This is a genomic window from Pseudomonas graminis (assembly GCF_900111735.1).
GTDB lineage: Bacteria > Pseudomonadota > Gammaproteobacteria > Pseudomonadales > Pseudomonadaceae > Aquipseudomonas > Aquipseudomonas graminis.
In genome coordinates this window covers 26,760-41,784 of record NZ_FOHW01000035.1, presented here as the reverse complement: position 1 = coordinate 41,784, position 15,025 = coordinate 26,760, and the positions used below count along the sequence as shown (strand labels likewise).

At 62.3% G+C, this 15,025-nt stretch carries 12 protein-coding genes and 1 pseudogene; 7 read left to right on the top strand and 6 right to left on the bottom strand.

Annotated elements, in window-relative coordinates; translation table 11 throughout:
- Nucleotides 1-95: 95 nt before the first annotated feature.
- The 5 genes and pseudogenes from BMY98_RS21370 to pilG all read right to left on the bottom strand — a co-directional run.
- Nucleotides 96-4,106: pseudogene (locus BMY98_RS21370) on the bottom strand (Hpt domain-containing protein); the annotation flags it as partial.
- Between the two features lie 78 nt (nucleotides 4,107-4,184).
- The gene (locus BMY98_RS21365) at nucleotides 4,185-6,221 is read right to left on the bottom strand and encodes a methyl-accepting chemotaxis protein (protein WP_074892379.1); all 2,037 of its coding nucleotides are present in this window, start codon (nucleotides 6,219-6,221) and stop codon (nucleotides 4,185-4,187) included.
- 174 nt (nucleotides 6,222-6,395) lie between these two features.
- On the bottom strand, nucleotides 6,396-6,935 hold the full coding sequence (locus tag BMY98_RS21360) for a chemotaxis protein CheW (RefSeq protein ID WP_074892378.1): 540 nt from the start codon (nucleotides 6,933-6,935) through the stop codon (nucleotides 6,396-6,398).
- A gap of 16 nt (nucleotides 6,936-6,951) precedes the next feature.
- Nucleotides 6,952-7,317, bottom strand: coding sequence for a twitching motility response regulator PilH (pilH, locus tag BMY98_RS21355; RefSeq protein WP_065991171.1), 366 nt, complete (start codon nucleotides 7,315-7,317; stop codon nucleotides 6,952-6,954).
- A 45-nt stretch (nucleotides 7,318-7,362) separates the two neighbouring features.
- Nucleotides 7,363-7,773 carry a twitching motility response regulator PilG gene (gene pilG, locus BMY98_RS21350; protein WP_065991170.1) on the bottom strand — a complete coding sequence of 137 codons (411 nt, stop codon included), beginning with the start codon at nucleotides 7,771-7,773 and terminating at the stop codon, nucleotides 7,363-7,365.
- A gap of 253 nt (nucleotides 7,774-8,026) precedes the next feature.
- Here pilG and gshB point away from each other — a divergent pair, with 253 nt between their 5' ends.
- The 7 genes from gshB to BMY98_RS21315 all read left to right on the top strand — a co-directional run bounded on the left by gshB (nucleotide 8,027) and on the right by BMY98_RS21315 (nucleotide 14,141).
- On the top strand, nucleotides 8,027-8,983 hold the full coding sequence (gshB, locus tag BMY98_RS21345; RefSeq protein ID WP_074892377.1) for a glutathione synthase: 957 nt from the start codon (nucleotides 8,027-8,029) through the stop codon (nucleotides 8,981-8,983).
- A 258-nt stretch (nucleotides 8,984-9,241) separates the two neighbouring features.
- Nucleotides 9,242-10,144 carry an energy transducer TonB gene (locus tag BMY98_RS21340; protein ID WP_074892376.1) on the top strand — a complete coding sequence of 301 codons (903 nt, stop codon included), beginning with the start codon at nucleotides 9,242-9,244 and terminating at the stop codon, nucleotides 10,142-10,144.
- A gap of 107 nt (nucleotides 10,145-10,251) precedes the next feature.
- On the top strand, nucleotides 10,252-10,821 hold the full coding sequence (locus tag BMY98_RS21335) for a YqgE/AlgH family protein (RefSeq protein ID WP_074892375.1): 570 nt from the start codon (nucleotides 10,252-10,254) through the stop codon (nucleotides 10,819-10,821).
- The gene (gene ruvX, locus BMY98_RS21330; protein ID WP_074892374.1) at nucleotides 10,821-11,258 is read left to right on the top strand and encodes a Holliday junction resolvase RuvX; all 438 of its coding nucleotides are present in this window, start codon (nucleotides 10,821-10,823) and stop codon (nucleotides 11,256-11,258) included. The genes BMY98_RS21335 and ruvX overlap by 1 nt, the downstream gene beginning before the upstream one ends.
- 76 nt (nucleotides 11,259-11,334) lie before the next feature.
- Nucleotides 11,335-11,856: a bifunctional pyr operon transcriptional regulator/uracil phosphoribosyltransferase PyrR gene (pyrR, locus tag BMY98_RS21325; RefSeq protein ID WP_074892373.1), complete on the top strand. Its 522-nt coding sequence runs from the start codon at nucleotides 11,335-11,337 to the stop codon at nucleotides 11,854-11,856.
- 12 nt (nucleotides 11,857-11,868) lie between these two features.
- The gene (locus BMY98_RS21320) at nucleotides 11,869-12,873 is read left to right on the top strand and encodes an aspartate carbamoyltransferase catalytic subunit (RefSeq protein WP_065991159.1); all 1,005 of its coding nucleotides are present in this window, start codon (nucleotides 11,869-11,871) and stop codon (nucleotides 12,871-12,873) included.
- Nucleotides 12,870-14,141: a dihydroorotase gene (locus BMY98_RS21315; protein ID WP_074892372.1), complete on the top strand. Its 1,272-nt coding sequence runs from the start codon at nucleotides 12,870-12,872 to the stop codon at nucleotides 14,139-14,141. Before BMY98_RS21320 ends, BMY98_RS21315 begins: the two co-directional genes overlap by 4 nt.
- Nucleotides 14,142-14,407: 266 nt before the next feature.
- On the opposite strand, the gene BMY98_RS21310 is transcribed toward BMY98_RS21315, so the two are convergent.
- Nucleotides 14,408-14,824 (bottom strand): NINE protein, encoded by a 417-nt coding sequence (locus BMY98_RS21310; protein ID WP_074892371.1) that lies wholly within the window; start codon nucleotides 14,822-14,824, stop codon nucleotides 14,408-14,410.
- Nucleotides 14,825-15,025 lie beyond the last annotated feature (201 nt).

Below are 15,025 nucleotides of genomic sequence, written 5' to 3'. Positions count from 1 at the left end.
GCCGCCGGATCAACAACAGGCGCGGGCAGCAGAGCCGGCGCCTCCTGAGGTTTTTCAACAGATTCCCGAGCGGCCCCGGACGAGGTGTAGTGCCCGATGCTCTCGATCAGCAGCGCCGGGTTGGGCAGCGGCTCGTAACCCCGCACGGCATCCACCATGTCGGCGAGCATGTCGTGGCCGCTTTGCAGCAGGCCGTTGAGCAGTGCGCTGTTTTTAAGCGCGCCCGTCGACAACCCTTCATACAACGACTCCAGCTCATGGGCGAGGTCGCCAATCGGCCCGATCTCCACCATGCGCGCGCCGCCCTTGAGCGTGTGCAGATCGCGCAGCAGGTTTTCGACTTCCAGCGGGTTCTGAGTGTCGGCTTGCCAGCGCACCAACGCCCCGCTGCTGCTCTCGATGATGTCGTCGGCTTCTTCGAGGAAGATTTCCAGCAGTTCCGGATCGCGCTCGTCCAGCGAGTGAATCATCGAACTGACGTTGCGGGTCGCGCCGTCATTGGGCAGCAAGTAGCAGTTGCGCTGACGAAACTCGCGAATCTTCTCGATCAGCGGCGCCGGACTGGTCAGCGGTGAATGGTGCTGCAACTGCTCAAGCATCAGCGAGAGGTGATCGTGGCTGTGCACCAGCAGTTCGGCCAGTTGCGGCGAATAACCGCAACGTCGGTCGAGCAGGCCTTCGTACAGCGATTCCAGCTCGTGACCGAGGTCGCCCACCGGGCCGATTTCGGCCATGCGCGCACCCCCTTTGAGGGTGTGCAGGTCACGCTGCAACGATGACAGCGGCAGCGGGTTTTCCGGGTCGTCGAGCCAGCGCTGAAGCGCAGGGCCGGCGATGTCGAGAATATCCACCGCCTCCTCGAGGAAGATTTCGACGATTTCCTGATCGAAATCATCACTCGCAGGCTGGACGGGCTTGGCAAGGCGCTCGCTGACTTCCTCCATCTCCATGATGCGGGTCGCCCCACCGCCATCACTTTTGATTACGCCCATTGCGCCGGGGTCCAGCCCTTCGGCAAGCAGACCGCGCAAGGCGCCCACGCGCTCGGGGCACGGTTGGACTTCCTGTCCGGCGGCGACCTGGTCGAGCATGTTGATCAGCGCTTCGTGGGCCTTTTCGGCCTCATCGAAAAACCGTTCGCTGACGGCAAGGCTGCTTTCCTCCACCGCGCCGTACAGGTCGAGCAGCGCCTCGCAAAGCTCATCGACCTGAGGCAGGTCGGCCAGGTGCGCGCCGTGGCCGAGCATGGTCAGCTCGTCGAGCAGCGCGTTCAATTCCTGGCGATGGCCGGGGTGCTGGCGCCAGTCTTTGAGCAGGTTGTCTGCGTCCAGCAGGATGTCCATGCCTTCAGCCAGAAAGCTCGCGATCAGCTGCGGATTGCGTCGCGTGCGCAGGCCATTGCTGTCGTCGCTCAACGCATCGGCCAGTCGCGCGTCGAGCAGCTCTTGGGCCTGCTGAATCAGTGCTGCGGCGCCTTCGATGGGCATCAGCGGGTCGGCATTCAGCTGGGACAGGCCTTGTCGGAACAAAGGCTCGGCCGCACGCAGCAGGTCGATTTCGCCCTGGCCGACCGCAATCAGGTTGGTCTTGAACTCGCGCACCAATTGATCCAGCGGGCTCGCCAGCTCGGCGATCGGCAAGACGCCGGCCATGTACGCGCTGCCTTTGAGGGTGTGCAGCGCACGCAGCAGATCGTTGCTGAACACCGGCGCATCGGCGTCCTGCGCAGCGTCGAGGTAGCGGCCCATCGTGTTCAGGTGGGTGTGGGCTTCCTGGCGGAAAATTTCCAGCAACTGCGGATCGAAACCCTCTTCATCCTCCAGCCGCTGCGCAGGCTCGACGTCGCCCGCCTCACCCTGGGCCAGCGCATGGGCCTGAGCCGCCAGTTGGTCGACATCGTCACGCTGGCGCTGAACATCTTCGGCGAAATCGCGAATCACGTCCGGCAGTAAGGCCTGCACGTCCGTGAGCAACTGCTGCACCCGCGTGTCTGGCTCGACGCTGTGTTCCAGTACGCGGTTCAGCAGGTTTTCCACCGACCACGCCAGCTCGCCCAGAATCAGCGCACGCACCATCCGGCCGCTGCCCTTGAGGGTGTGAAACGCACGACGGATCTCGCCCAGCGCCGAGAGATTGCCCGGATCGGCGCGCCAGCGCGGTACGTACTCGCGCAGTGCTTCAAGCATCTCATCGGTTTCTTCCAGGAATACTTCCCGCAGCTCGTCATCGATCGCCTGCTCGCCCTTGGGCGGCGGCAACAGGCTGGCCGGCATATCGCGCGCCGGCGGGTTGACCGCCGATAACGGGCTGGCCAGCACTTCGGCAAGGGTCCGACTCGGGCTGACCAATGCCTGGCGCTCGTGCAGGTCTTGCAGCTCTTCTTCGCTGATGACTTCTTCGAGCACCGGCACATCCAGCGCTTCGGGGGCTGGCGAGTAACCGAGCCGGGCGAGACTTTCCTGGGCCAGATCCAGCACGTGTTCGCCGGGCGCTTCCGGGTCTTCGGCCATGCGTTCGAGGTAATACTCGACGCCGATGATCACGTCCGCCAGGTGATCGAGCTGCGAGGCAGCCGGGCTTTCGGTGTCAACCAGCAAGTGCTCGGTGATGTAGTCGTTACAGGCCGCCAGCAGCCCGGATGCCCGGGCCAGCGGGATCATCGCCAGCGCGCCGCGCACCTGAACCAATTGCTCCGACAGCGGCAGCAGACGTGCCCGGTCCAGCTCGCCGTCGACGTAGGCGTCGATCACATCCTTGGCCTGCTGCAGGACGATGCGCGCTTCCTTGATGACCAGTTGGTGAATCTGGCTGAGGTCGGTGGTCGGCAGGCGGCTCTCTTCGGGGCTGCTCTGGTTGACGGTCCCGGCCATGCCCGCCAGGGTCGATTCGAGGTACAGCAACGCCCCGGCGACGTCCATTAACGTGGCATCGTCGGGCGCGCGTTGTCCCTGAGCCATGCCCTGCACCACGGTCATCTGATCAATGATGACTTTGCGCGGCTGCCCAAATCCCAGCACCGCCAGAGTGTCGGCGATCTGCCGCAGCGGCGGCAGCAACGCACTCAGCTCACTGACGTGCTGGCGATCTCCGCGCACGAAGACGTCCAGCCGCTCCTTGGTACGCACCAGTTCATCGCACAGGGCGATGATCACCGAGCGCATGGCGTCGCGATCCGGTCCGGCCATGCGCGCGCGTTCTTCAGCGACCAAGGCGCTGTGCGGCAGGGCATCAGCAAGCGCGTACTGGTCCTTCAAGTCCGTCATCTTCTGCGCCTCGCTGTCGGACTTGGCGATGTAAAACAACAGGCTTTTCAGGAGTTCGTCGGGCGCAGGCTGATTGATGCCTTCGACGCCCTGATCCAGCAGGCGTTTGAGTTCTTTGTCGGCGTCCTTGAACAGGCTGCGCAGCGCCGGACTGTTGGTGAAATTGCCGCTGATCATGTTTTCAACCAGCGCCGAAGCAATACGCCACAGCGGCTCAAGCGGGGCGTCCGCGCACAACACTTCAAGCCGGGCGAACACTTTGCCCATGTAACCGAGTTGGGTCTGCACGTCTTGATCCCGGAGCAGCCCGACCAGTGCCGTCTGCAGCGTTTGCCGCAGTTTGCGCAGCTTCGCGGGCAGTTCCGGGCTGTCGCGCTCGGCCAATGCGTCGGGATCAAGGGCGGGGATGGACAGCAATTGCGGCGAGAACAGGCGGGTCTCGGACAGCAGGCTTTCGCCCCGGGCGCTGCGCAGATCGTTGAGCAGCGGCAGCACCACCAGCGGCAAATCACGGCGAGCGGAATGCACACGCTCCAGGTAGACCGGCAGTTGGGTCATCGCCAGATTCAGCAGCTGAATCGCTTCGCTTTCCTGGGCGACATGACCCTGCTTCAGCGCCAGCGCCAGCTGCTCGATTTCCTCGGCGAACAGCGCGGCGCCGTAGAACTCGATCATCTGCAGGCTGCCGTGAACCTGATGGATGAGATCAAGGCACACGTCCATCGACGCTGCGTCTTGGGGCCGGGCGACGAAGGTGTCCAGCGCCTGTCGAGCGTGCGTGAGTGTTTCGGCTATTTCGCCTTTGACCCACTCCAGGGCCACGTAATCGTGACGGTCAGCCATGGTGACTCCGGTTGCCTGTGCCTTGACGCTGCTTCATTTGCATTAACGGGGCTATCAAACGGGCTTTCAAGACGGCCCTCAATGCCGCGATGTCGGCAGCGTGAAGCCGGACACCGAGCGGCGCATCTCGCTGGCCATCTTCGCCAGATTGCCCATGCTCCGGGCGGTGGCCGCCGTGCCTGAGGTGGTCTGCGTCGTGGTCTGCTGAATGACCAGCATGGTCGAGGATATCTGCTGACCCAGTGCCGCCTGCTGCTGCGCTGCATTGGTGATGCTTTCGACCAGCGCGGCGAGGATTTTGGACACCCCTTCGATTTCCTCGAGCGCGACACCGGCATCCTGCGCCAGCCGGGCACCGCGCACCACTTCGGCTGTGGTCTGCTCCATGGAGATCACCGCTTCGTTGGTGTCGTTCTGAATGGCGCGCACCAGCGTCTCGATCTGCTTGGTCGCCGACGACGAGCGCTCCGCCAGCCGCTGGACTTCATCGGCCACGACTGCAAAACCGCGACCGGCATCACCGGCCATGGAGGCCTGAATCGCGGCATTGAGCGCAAGAATGTTGGTCTGGTCGGCAATGTCATCGATCAGGCTGACGATGTCGCCAATTTCCTGGGAAGACTCGCCCAACCGCTTGATGCGCTTGGAGGTGTCCTGAATCTGCTCGCGGATGTTGTCCATGCCGGTGATGGTGTTATGCACCACCTCGTTGCCCTTGTTGGCGATGGTCACGGATCGCTCGGCCACCGTGACCGACTCGGACGCATTGGCCGAGACCTGATCGATGGAAGTGGCCATGTCATGGATGGCGTTGGACGCCGCTGCGATCTGCAACGCCTGATGCTCGGACGCCGCGGCCAGTTGCGTCGCGGTGGTCTGCGTGTCTTTCACGGCGCCGAACACTTGCTCGGCGGTGAGGTTGATGGTCGACACCAACTCGCGCAGCTGGTCGATGGAGTAGTTGATCGAATCGGCAATCGCGCCGGTGAAATCCTCGGTGACCGACGCGGCCACGGTCAGGTCGCCGTCCGCGAGGTTCTCGATCTCGTCGAGCAGGCGCATGATCGCGTTCTGATTGCGCTCGTTCTTCTCGGCGGTTTCGCGCAGTTGCCGGTTGGTTTCGCGCACCATCACCAGGCCAATCAGGATGATCGACGCCAGGGCCAGCAGGCCCAGGATGTAGCCGCCATAGCTGTACGCCGCGCGACCACCGGCCATGTGCTCGAAACTGTTGGCCAGCACCGAGGCTTCGTCGAGGAGCGTCTGCGAAAGGTTGAAGATGCTGCCCGACGCTTCACGGACCTCCAGCAGTTCCGGCGAGGTTTCGAGGATTTCGTCGACCGAGCCGGAGACGAACTGGAACAGCTCGGCGATCTCGGCCAGCCGCGCGCGCGCATCGCGGTCTTCGACCTGAGCGATCTTCAGCGTGGCATTACCTTCGAGCATGCCGTTGAGCACCCGCCCGAACTGGCTGGCATCGCGACCGAAAGCGTCCGCTGCCTGGACCGCCGTTTCGTCGCCCGATAACACCGTGTTAACTGCGCCCAGTATTCGCTCGGCCAACAACGACTGCCGCTGGGCGAGGGCGACCTGGCTGGCAGGCGCGCGGGTTTGCAGGAGAATGTCGACGACCTTCTCCGATTCGATCTGCAATTGCGGAATGGTCTCGGCGAGGGTTGCCGCCACCTGATGCAGCGAGAGCACGGTCTGCTCACGGGCAAGAATCACATCGGTGCTTTTGCGCAGGTTTTCCCAGTCGTTCTGCACGGCTTTCAGCTCATCGCTCACTGCGGCGGGCGCAGCAGGCAGGCCGGTGTTCTTGTCACCTTTCTTCAAATACTGCCAGCGCGTGTCGAAGTCGTTGCGCGCGTCGGCCAGCAACTTGAAGGCCGCCGCCTTGCCCGCCGCCGCTTCCGTGGCGTTCTTGGCAATGCGCTGGGACAGCACGCGCAGTTCGCCGGCGTGGCCGATGTATTGTTTGTCGTAGTTGGACTGCGTGCTGAGGTACGCGAAGTTGACGAACAGCAGCATGATGAAAACGATGAGGCAGATAAACAGCACGACGATCTGCGATCGACTGCGCGCGCCTTCCAGTGACTTGCCGGTATTACTCATTGCTCAGGGCTCCGCCTGATGTTCGATTTAGGAAGGGCCGCCAAGAGCGTAGTGGCTGGAATACGCACCATCCACTGTAGGAGGCGGCTTGCTGGCGACCCCGAGGTGTCAGCCAACGCCTCTGCAATGAACCCACCGCATTCGCCAGCAAGCCGGCTCCTACAGGGGCGGGCATCAGAGCGCCACGTCCATGAAATCCGGCGACTGGACCAGTGCTCTCGGGCTGAACACCTGCCAGGCCTGCTCGCGCACGAAACGCCCCTGTATGTAGGGCGCGACGCGGGGTTCGCTGTCGTGCCCCGGTTCCGGCATCAGACTGCGTTCGCTGAAATGCTGCATACCCAGCACCTCGTCGATGAGCAAGCCGACAAAGACCCCCTGAAAATCGATCACCAGCACGCGACGCTGTTTGCGCAAGGGCGAGAGCTCGTGGCCGAAGAAGGCGCACAGGTCGATGATCGGCAACAAGCGGCCGCGCAGGTTGGCGATGCCCCGGACCCATGCCTTGGCGCCCGGCAACACCGCGCAGCGCGGCTCGTGGAGGATTTCGTCGATCTCGCCCATGGGCGCCACGTAATGGCGCTCGCCCATGCGAAAGCCAATGCCGCCCCAACCCTGCTGTCGGGTTTCCTGCAGCGGCAGGCCCGCAGCGAGTGAACGGCAGCGCTGGTCGATATCGAGCAGCAGCTGGAAGGCGGTTCGTGACTGAGCCATGAGCGTCAGCCGGGGGTCAGCCCGCGAGCACCGCGTTCAGGGTTTTCATGAGGGTTTCTTCGTCCACCGGCTTGGTCAGGTAATCCCGCGCGCCCTGGCGTTTGCCCCAGACCTTGTCGGTTTCCTGATCTTTGGTGGTGATCATGATCACGGGGATCATGCTGGTGTCAGCGTCTTTGGTCAGCTGACGGGTCGCCTGAAAACCGTTGAGGCCCGGCATGACGATGTCCATCAACACGGCATCGGGCTTTTCCTGACGGGCCAGGGCCACGCCATCAGCACCGTTCTCGGCCTTGAGGACCTGATGGCCGTGCTTCTCCAGCATGCCGGTCAGCTTGTACATTTCGGTCGGCGAGTCATCGACGATCAGAATTCGAGCCATGGTGCTTCCCCATAGAAACAGCCGTCCCGCACGAGGGGGTCGGCATCAAGATAGTTGTTGTTCGACTGCAACGAACCCGGGCACGTGGGCCTTGATCGCACTGAGCAGTTCTTCCTTGCTGAACGGTTTGGTCAAAAACTGATCGGAACCGACGATTCGCCCCTTGGCCTTGTCGAAAAGCCCGTCCCTTGAGGACAACATGATCACCGGCGTGGATTTGAACGCCCGGTTGTTCTTGATCAACGCGCACGTCTGATACCCGTCGAGCCTGGGCATCATGATGTCGACGAAAATGATTCTGGGATGATTGTCGGCAATCTTGGCCAGTGCGTCGAAGCCGTCGATGGCGGTGATCACTTCACAGCCGACGTTTTTCAGCAGCGTCTCGGCGGTGCGACGAATCGTTCGGGAGTCGTCGATGACCATCACTTTCAATGGGGCTGAATGCTGTTCCATATCTGCTCTACCATCGCCGCGGCGAATCAGATGGGTTGCCTTCTGCCGGGCATCTGGTTTCGGGTCGGAAGCATCGGCAAGTACCCAGTCAGTGCCAAAGCACGGCTGGCGCGACACCGGATGCCGAGCCTTTTTAGCACACTCTCCACGGTCAATCCATAAAGCCTTGCCCCTTGACCCAAAGCCGGCGCGGCGCCACCCTGACGCCTATTTTCGGCCTGTCGTGGCCATTACCGATCAGAGGATATTACCCATGAGCATTCGCCTGGGAATCGTCATGGACCCCATCGAGCGCATCTCCTATAAAAAGGACAGCTCGCTGGCCATGCTCCTGGCAGCGCAAGCCCGCGGCTGGTCGTTGTTCTATATGGAGCAGCACGACCTGTACCAGGACGCCGGCCAGGCCCGCGCCCGCATGAAACCGCTGAAAGTCTTCGCCGACCCGGCTCACTGGTTCGAGCTGGAAGCCGAGGTCGACAACGGTCTGGACGACCTGGACGTGATCCTGATGCGCAAGGATCCGCCGTTCGACATGGAGTTCGTCTACTCCACCTATCTGCTCGAACAAGCCGAGCGCGCCGGCGTGCTGGTGGTCAACAAGCCGCAAAGCCTGCGTGACTGCAACGAGAAGCTGTTCGCCACGCTGTTCCCGCAGTGCACGCCGCCGACGCTGGTCAGCCGCCGCGCGGACATCATTCGTGAGTTCGCCGCCAAACACGGCGATGTCATTCTCAAACCACTGGACGGCATGGGCGGCGCGTCGATCTTCCGCCACCGCGTTGGCGACCCGAACCTGTCGGTGATTCTGGAAACCCTGACCAAGCACGGCCATGAGCAGATCATGGCGCAGGCATATCTGCCGGCGATCAAGGACGGCGACAAGCGCATTCTGATGGTTGACGGCGAACCGGTTCCGTATTGCCTGGCCAGGATCCCGGCCGCTGGCGAAACCCGAGGCAATCTGGCCGCTGGCGGTCGTGGCGAAGCCCGTCCCCTGAGTGACCGCGACCGCTGGATCGCCGCCGAAATCGGCCCGACGCTGCGGGAAAAAGGCCTGCTGTTCGTAGGCCTGGACGTGATTGGCGAGCACTTGACCGAGATCAACGTCACCAGCCCGACTTGCATCCGCGAAATCGACAACGCGTTCGGGACGGACATTGGCGGGATGTTGATGGATGTGATCGAGAAGAAGCTGCAGGCGCGGGCTTGACCAAGCCTTGAGATAACCCTCACGAGGCCCCCACCGTTTAGGAGCGCGCTTGCCCGCGAACGCGGTGTGTCAGCGAAAAGACTGAACCTGACATACCGCAATCGCGGGCAAGCGCGCTCCTACAGGGAACCGCACCTCCCACTAATCGGCCCAGCTGTATCAAACCCCAGGCAAGCCCTGACATTGCGTTATCATGCGCGGCCTTAATTTTTGCGCTAGGTGAGTAGTAATGCTGGCACATGTGCTGCCGGAGCGTAGATGAACGCTGCGGTCGACGATGATCTCCCCCTGTCCCTGACCCGCACCGCCGTGCGCCCTGCCGATCGCCTCGGGTTTACCCTGATGATCGCTGCACTGGTGCATCTGGCGGTCATCCTTGGCGTCGGTTTCACTTACGTCAAACCGGAAAAGATCAGCCAGACTCTGGAGATCACCCTCGCCCCCTTCAGAAGCGACACCAAGCCCAAGGACGCTGACTTCCTCGCCCAGGAAAACCAGCAGGGCAGCGGCACCCTCGACAAGAAAGCGGTGCCCAAGACCACCGAAATCGCCCCGTATCAAGACAATCAGATCAACAAGGTCACGCCACCGCCTGCCGCCAAACCGGTGGTCAAGCAGGAAGCGCCGAAGACAGCTGTCGCCACGAAAGCCCAGTCCCCGCAAAAGACAGTCGCCAGGCGCGACGAGGTCAAGCCGGAAGAACAGAAGAAAGCCGCACCGACCATCGACAGCACGCAGCTGAACAGCGAAATCGCCAGCCTCGAAGCCGAGCTGGCGGATGAGCAGCAGGCCTACGCCAAGCGTCCGAAGATCCACCGCTTGAGTGCGGCCTCGACCATGCGCGACAAGGGCGCCTGGTACAAGGAGGACTGGCGCAAGAAGATCGAGCGCATCGGCAACCTGAACTACCCGGATGAAGCCCGCCGCAAGCAGATCTACGGCAGCCTGCGGATGATGGTGTCGATCAATCGCGACGGCTCCCTGTACGAAGTGCTGATTCTCGAGTCATCGGGCCAGCCGCTGCTGGATCAGGCGGCGCAGAAGATTGTCCGGCTTGCCGCACCGTTTGCGCCATTCAGTGGCGATCTGGCCGATATCGACCGGCTTGAAATCATCCGCACCTGGAAATTCGCACGCGGGGACAAGCTGTCGAGTAATTGATCAGCCAATACCGCGCGATATGAAACCTGACCTGCGTCGCGATTTATCCGCCCGTGAGTCGGTTCTGCCAGTTGTCACAACAGCCCCGCAACGCCACACTAGGGCTCATGAAAAACGTCTCTCCGTCGTACCTCAAACACCAGTTTCTGATCGCCATGCCCCACATGCACGATGAGAACTTCGCTCAGACCTTGACCTACATCGTCGAGCACAATGCCAATGGCGCCATGGGTCTGATCATCAATCGACCGCAAAGCCTGTCGCTGGCAGACGTCCTCGAACAGCTGCGCCCCGAATTGCCCCCCCCTGCGCGGTGCAAGGACATCGCCATTCACCTTGGCGGGCCGGTGCAAACCGATCGCGGTTTCGTCCTGCACCCTTCGGGTCAGGTGTTCCAGGCAACCGTTGATTTGGGCGGCATTTCGCTCTCGACTTCTCAGGATGTCCTCTTCTCCATCGCAGACGGTTACGGCCCTGATCAAAATCTGATCACCCTCGGCTATGCCGGTTGGGACGCAGGCCAGCTTGACGCCGAGTTCGCCGCCAATGCGTGGCTCAACTGCGCCTTCGACCCGGCAATCCTGTTCGAAGTAGAAAGCGAAGACCGTCTCAACGCTGCCGCCGCCAAACTGGGCGTCAATCTGAGCTTGCTGACCAGCCAGGCGGGCCACGCCTGATGGCCGGACTGCGCCTGCTCTTGGGATTCGACTACGGCACCAAACAGATCGGCGTGGCGGTCGGCCAAGTGATCACCGGACAGGCACGCGAACTCTGCACATTGAAAGCGCAGAACGGCGTGCCGGACTGGGACAAGGTTCAGGCGCTGATCGCCGAGTGGAAGCCGGATGCCATCGTGGTCGGCCTGCCGCTGAACATGGACGGCACGCCGAGCGAAATGAGCGCACGCGCCGAGAAGTTTTCGCGCAAGCTCAACGGCCGCTTCAACTTGCCGGTTTATACCCACGACGAGCGCCTGACCACGTTCGAGGCCAAAGGCGAGCGCGCCTCTCGCGGCCAGCACGGCAGCTACCGGGACAATCCCGTGGACGCCATCGCCGCAGCGCTTCTGCTGCAAAGCTGGCTTGAAGCCAACACCGCGCTGTTTGAAACCTGATCCATCTACGCTGAACCGAATTCGATTTACTCCGGACGTTCGTGCAGCGCACGCCGGGGCACCTGAAGGAGCAACCATGAGCCTGCCAAATCCCGCCGAACTGATCAGCCAGATGGCGATTGATCTCAACGCGCACCTGAACAAACGCGGCATCCAGGAGCCTCGTTTCATCGGCATTCGCACCGGTGGCGTGTGGGTCGCGCAGGCCCTCCTTGAGGCCCTCAACATTCAGTCGCCGCTTGGCACGCTGGACGTGTCCTTTTATCGCGACGACTTCAGCCAGAACGGCCTGCACCCGCAAGTGCGCCCTTCGGAGCTGCCCTTCGAAATCGAAGGCCAGCATCTGGTGCTGATCGATGACGTGCTGATGAGCGGGCGCACCATCCGGGCGGCGCTCAACGAACTGTTCGATTACGGCCGCCCGGCCAGCGTGACCCTGGTGTCGCTGCTGGATCTGAAAGCCGCCGACCTGCCGATCCGGCCGAACGTGACGGGCGCGACCCTGTCACTCGCGCCAAACGAGCGGGTAAAGCTGTCCGGGCCAACGCCGCTGACGCTTGAACTGCAAGACCTTTCAACCGATTCCGCCGCCCTCTAAGAGTCCTTTGCGATGACGCCTCTCGACGCCAAGCGCCCGCTGCAACTGAACCATCAGGGCCAGCTGCAGCACTTCCTCTCCCTCGACGGTTTGCCCCGCGAGCTGCTCACCGAAATCCTCGACACCGCAGACTCCTTCCTCGAAGTCGGCGCCCGGGCGGTAAAGAAGGTCCCGTTGCTGCGCGGCAAGACCGTGTGCAACGTGTTCTTCGAAAACTCGACCCGCACCCGCACCACGTTCGAGCTGGCGGCGCAAAGGTTGTCGGCGGATGTCATCACGCTGAACGTATCGACCTCCTCCACCAGCAAGGGCGAGACGCTGTTCGATACGCTGCGCAACCTTGAGGCCATGGCCGCCGACATGTTCGTCGTGCGTCACGGTGACTCCGGTGCAGCGCACTTCATCGCCGAACATGTCAGCCCGCAGGTCGCGATCATCAACGGCGGCGACGGCCGTCATGCGCACCCGACCCAGGGCATGCTGGACATGCTGACCATCCGCCGCCACAAGGGCAATTTCGAAAACCTCTCGGTGGCGATCGTCGGCGATATCCTGCATTCCCGCGTCGCGCGCTCGAACATGATCGCGCTCAAGGCGCTGGGCTGCCCGGACATCCGCGTGGTCGCGCCAAAAACCCTGCTACCGGTGGGCGTCGAGCAATATGGCGTGAAGGTGTACACCGATCTGACCGAAGGCCTGAAGGACGTCGACGTGGTGATCATGCTGCGCCTGCAACGCGAGCGCATGTCGGGCGGCCTGCTCCCGAGCGAGGGTGAGTTCTACCGACTGTTCGGCCTGACGACTGCACGCCTGGCCGGCGCCAAGCCCGACGCCATCGTGATGCACCCGGGCCCGATCAACCGGGGCGTGGAGATCGAATCGGCAGTGGCCGACGGCCCCCATTCGGTGATTCTCAACCAAGTGACATACGGCATTGCGGTGCGCATGGCCGTTCTGTCCATGGCCATGAGTGGCCAAACCGCCCAACGTCAGTTCGAGCAGGAGATCGCCCAGTGAAGTTCAGCATCCTCGGCGCTCGCGTCATCGACCCTGTCAGCGGTCTGGATCAAGTCACCGACATCCATCTTGCAGCGGGCAAGATTCTCGCCCTCGGCGCGGCACCTGCCGGCTTCAGCCCTACGGAAACCATCGATGCCGCCGGCCTGATCGCCGCCCCCGGCCTGGTTGACCTCAACGTGTCGTTGCGCGAGCCGGGTTACAGCCGCAAGGGCAACATCGCCAGCGAAACCCGCGCCGCAGCAGCAGGCGGCGTCACCAGCCTGTGCTGCCCGCCGCGTACAAAACCGGTGCTGGACACCTCCGCGGTCGCCGAGTTGATCCTCGACCGTGCCCGCGAAGCCGGCCACAGCAAGGTCTTTCCCATCGGCGCCTTGAGCAAGGGTCTGGAAGGCGAGCAACTGGCCGAGCTGATCGCCCTGCGCGACGCGGGTTGCGTGGCGTTCACTAACGGCATGGTGAATTTCCGCAGCAATCGCACGCTGTGCCGTGCCCTCGAATACGCGGCGACGTTCGATCTGACGGTGATTTTCAACTCTCAGGACCACGATCTCGCTGAAGGCGGTCTGGCCCACGACGGCCCGACGGCTGCTTTCCTTGGTCTGCCGGGCATTCCGGAAACGGCTGAGACGGTGGCACTGGCGCGGGACCTGTTGCTGGTCGAGCAAAGCGGTGTGCGCGCGCATTTCACGCAGCTGACCAGTGCGCGCGGGGTGGCCCTGATTGCCCAGGCCCAGGCACGCGGCCTGCCGGTGACGGCGGACGTGGCGCTGTATCAGTTGATACTGACCGACGAGGCGCTGACGGGCTTCTCCAGCCTGTACCACGTGCAGCCGCCATTGCGCACACGTGCCGACCGCGACGCATTGCGTGACGCGGTGAAGTCGGGTGTGGTGCAAGCGATCTCCAGTCACCACCAACCCCATGAGCGTGACGCAAAACTGGCCCCGTTCGGCGCGACCGAGCCGGGCATCAGCAGCGTGGAGTTGTTGTTGCCACTGGCGATGACGCTGGTCGAGGACGGTCTGCTGGATCTGCCGACGCTGCTGTCACGCCTAAGCTCCGGGCCCGCCGAAGCGCTGCGCCTGCCCGCGGGAAGGCTGATCGCAGGCTCGCCTGCGGACGTGGTGCTGTTCGACCCTGCCGCGTCCACTGTCGCCGGCGAGAAATGGCTGTCGAAAGGCGAAAACTGCCCGTTCCTCGGCCATTGCCTGCCGAGTTCCGTGAATTACACGTTTGTGGATGGGCGGGTGAGCTATAACGGTTGAGATTCCCAACCGTAACCTTGTAGGAGCCCGCTTGCTGGCGAACGCGACAGAGGCCGACCATTAGTGTTGGCTGACACGACGCATTCGCGGGCAAGCGCGCTCCTACAAAGAGTATTGCGTTCGACGCCGATTGCGCAGGCTACGCACGCCCCGTGTAGGAGCGCGCTTGCCCGCGAAAAGGTTCACGCCTCACAAAGACGAATCTGACACCCTGCAGACGGATTCACAGGGTGCGGGGCGCTACCAGATCACGCGATCACGGTGAATTACCGGCGGGCGTTCTTCACCGATATCTGCTCATTCAGCGTCCAGAAGTCGTACAGCACGCCCAGCAGCGCCAGACCTCCCGTGAACAGATAAATGATCCCGGTGATCCATTTGCCCTGATACATGCGGTGCACACCGAACACGCCCAGGAAGGTCAGCAGAATCCAGGCAAGGCTGTAATCGGTCGGGCCAGCGTTGAACCGCAGGTCTGCTTCCCGATCCATCGCAGGGATCAGGAACAGGTCAATCAGCCAGCCGATGCCCAACAGCCCCAGTGTGAAAAACCAGATCGTGCCGGTCACTGGCTTCCCGTAATAAAAACGGTGAGCGCCGGTAAATCCCACAATCCAGAGCAGATAGCCCATGACCTTGCTGTGGGTGTCCGGACGTTGAACGTCGGGCTGATAGGTGTTCATTGTTGACCTCGCTTGCTGCAATAGAAAAAAATATGCGTAAGTTTTGTGACTTTCGTGACGCCTTCCGACGTATGGCTTGAACCTCTCTCCAATCGTGCAAACCCTTGTTCTGCAAGGTGATCAGCACACCAACATGACAATTCTGCGGCCTAAACTGACTTTGAAGGCAGTAAATTGTTCGACAAGTGGCCTCAGAATTTC

Bases quoted from the DNA above. Each gene is read 5' to 3' on its own strand.
- BMY98_RS21365 (WP_074892379.1), bottom strand. From the start codon at position 6,221: ATGAGTAATACCGGCAAGTCACTGGAAGGCGCGCGCAGTCGATCGCAG.
- BMY98_RS21360 (WP_074892378.1), bottom strand. From the start codon at position 6,935: ATGGCTCAGTCACGAACCGCCTTCCAGCTGCTGCTCGATATCGACCAG.
- pilH (WP_065991171.1), bottom strand. From the start codon at position 7,317: ATGGCTCGAATTCTGATCGTCGATGACTCGCCGACCGAAATGTACAAG.
- pilG (WP_065991170.1), bottom strand. From the start codon at position 7,773: ATGGAACAGCATTCAGCCCCATTGAAAGTGATGGTCATCGACGACTCC.
- gshB (WP_074892377.1), top strand. From the start codon at position 8,027: ATGAGCATTCGCCTGGGAATCGTCATGGACCCCATCGAGCGCATCTCC.
- BMY98_RS21340 (WP_074892376.1), top strand. From the start codon at position 9,242: ATGAACGCTGCGGTCGACGATGATCTCCCCCTGTCCCTGACCCGCACC.
- BMY98_RS21335 (WP_074892375.1), top strand. From the start codon at position 10,252: ATGAAAAACGTCTCTCCGTCGTACCTCAAACACCAGTTTCTGATCGCC.
- ruvX (WP_074892374.1), top strand. From the start codon at position 10,821: ATGGCCGGACTGCGCCTGCTCTTGGGATTCGACTACGGCACCAAACAG.
- pyrR (WP_074892373.1), top strand. From the start codon at position 11,335: ATGAGCCTGCCAAATCCCGCCGAACTGATCAGCCAGATGGCGATTGAT.
- BMY98_RS21320 (WP_065991159.1), top strand. From the start codon at position 11,869: ATGACGCCTCTCGACGCCAAGCGCCCGCTGCAACTGAACCATCAGGGC.
- BMY98_RS21310 (WP_074892371.1), bottom strand. From the start codon at position 14,824: ATGAACACCTATCAGCCCGACGTTCAACGTCCGGACACCCACAGCAAG.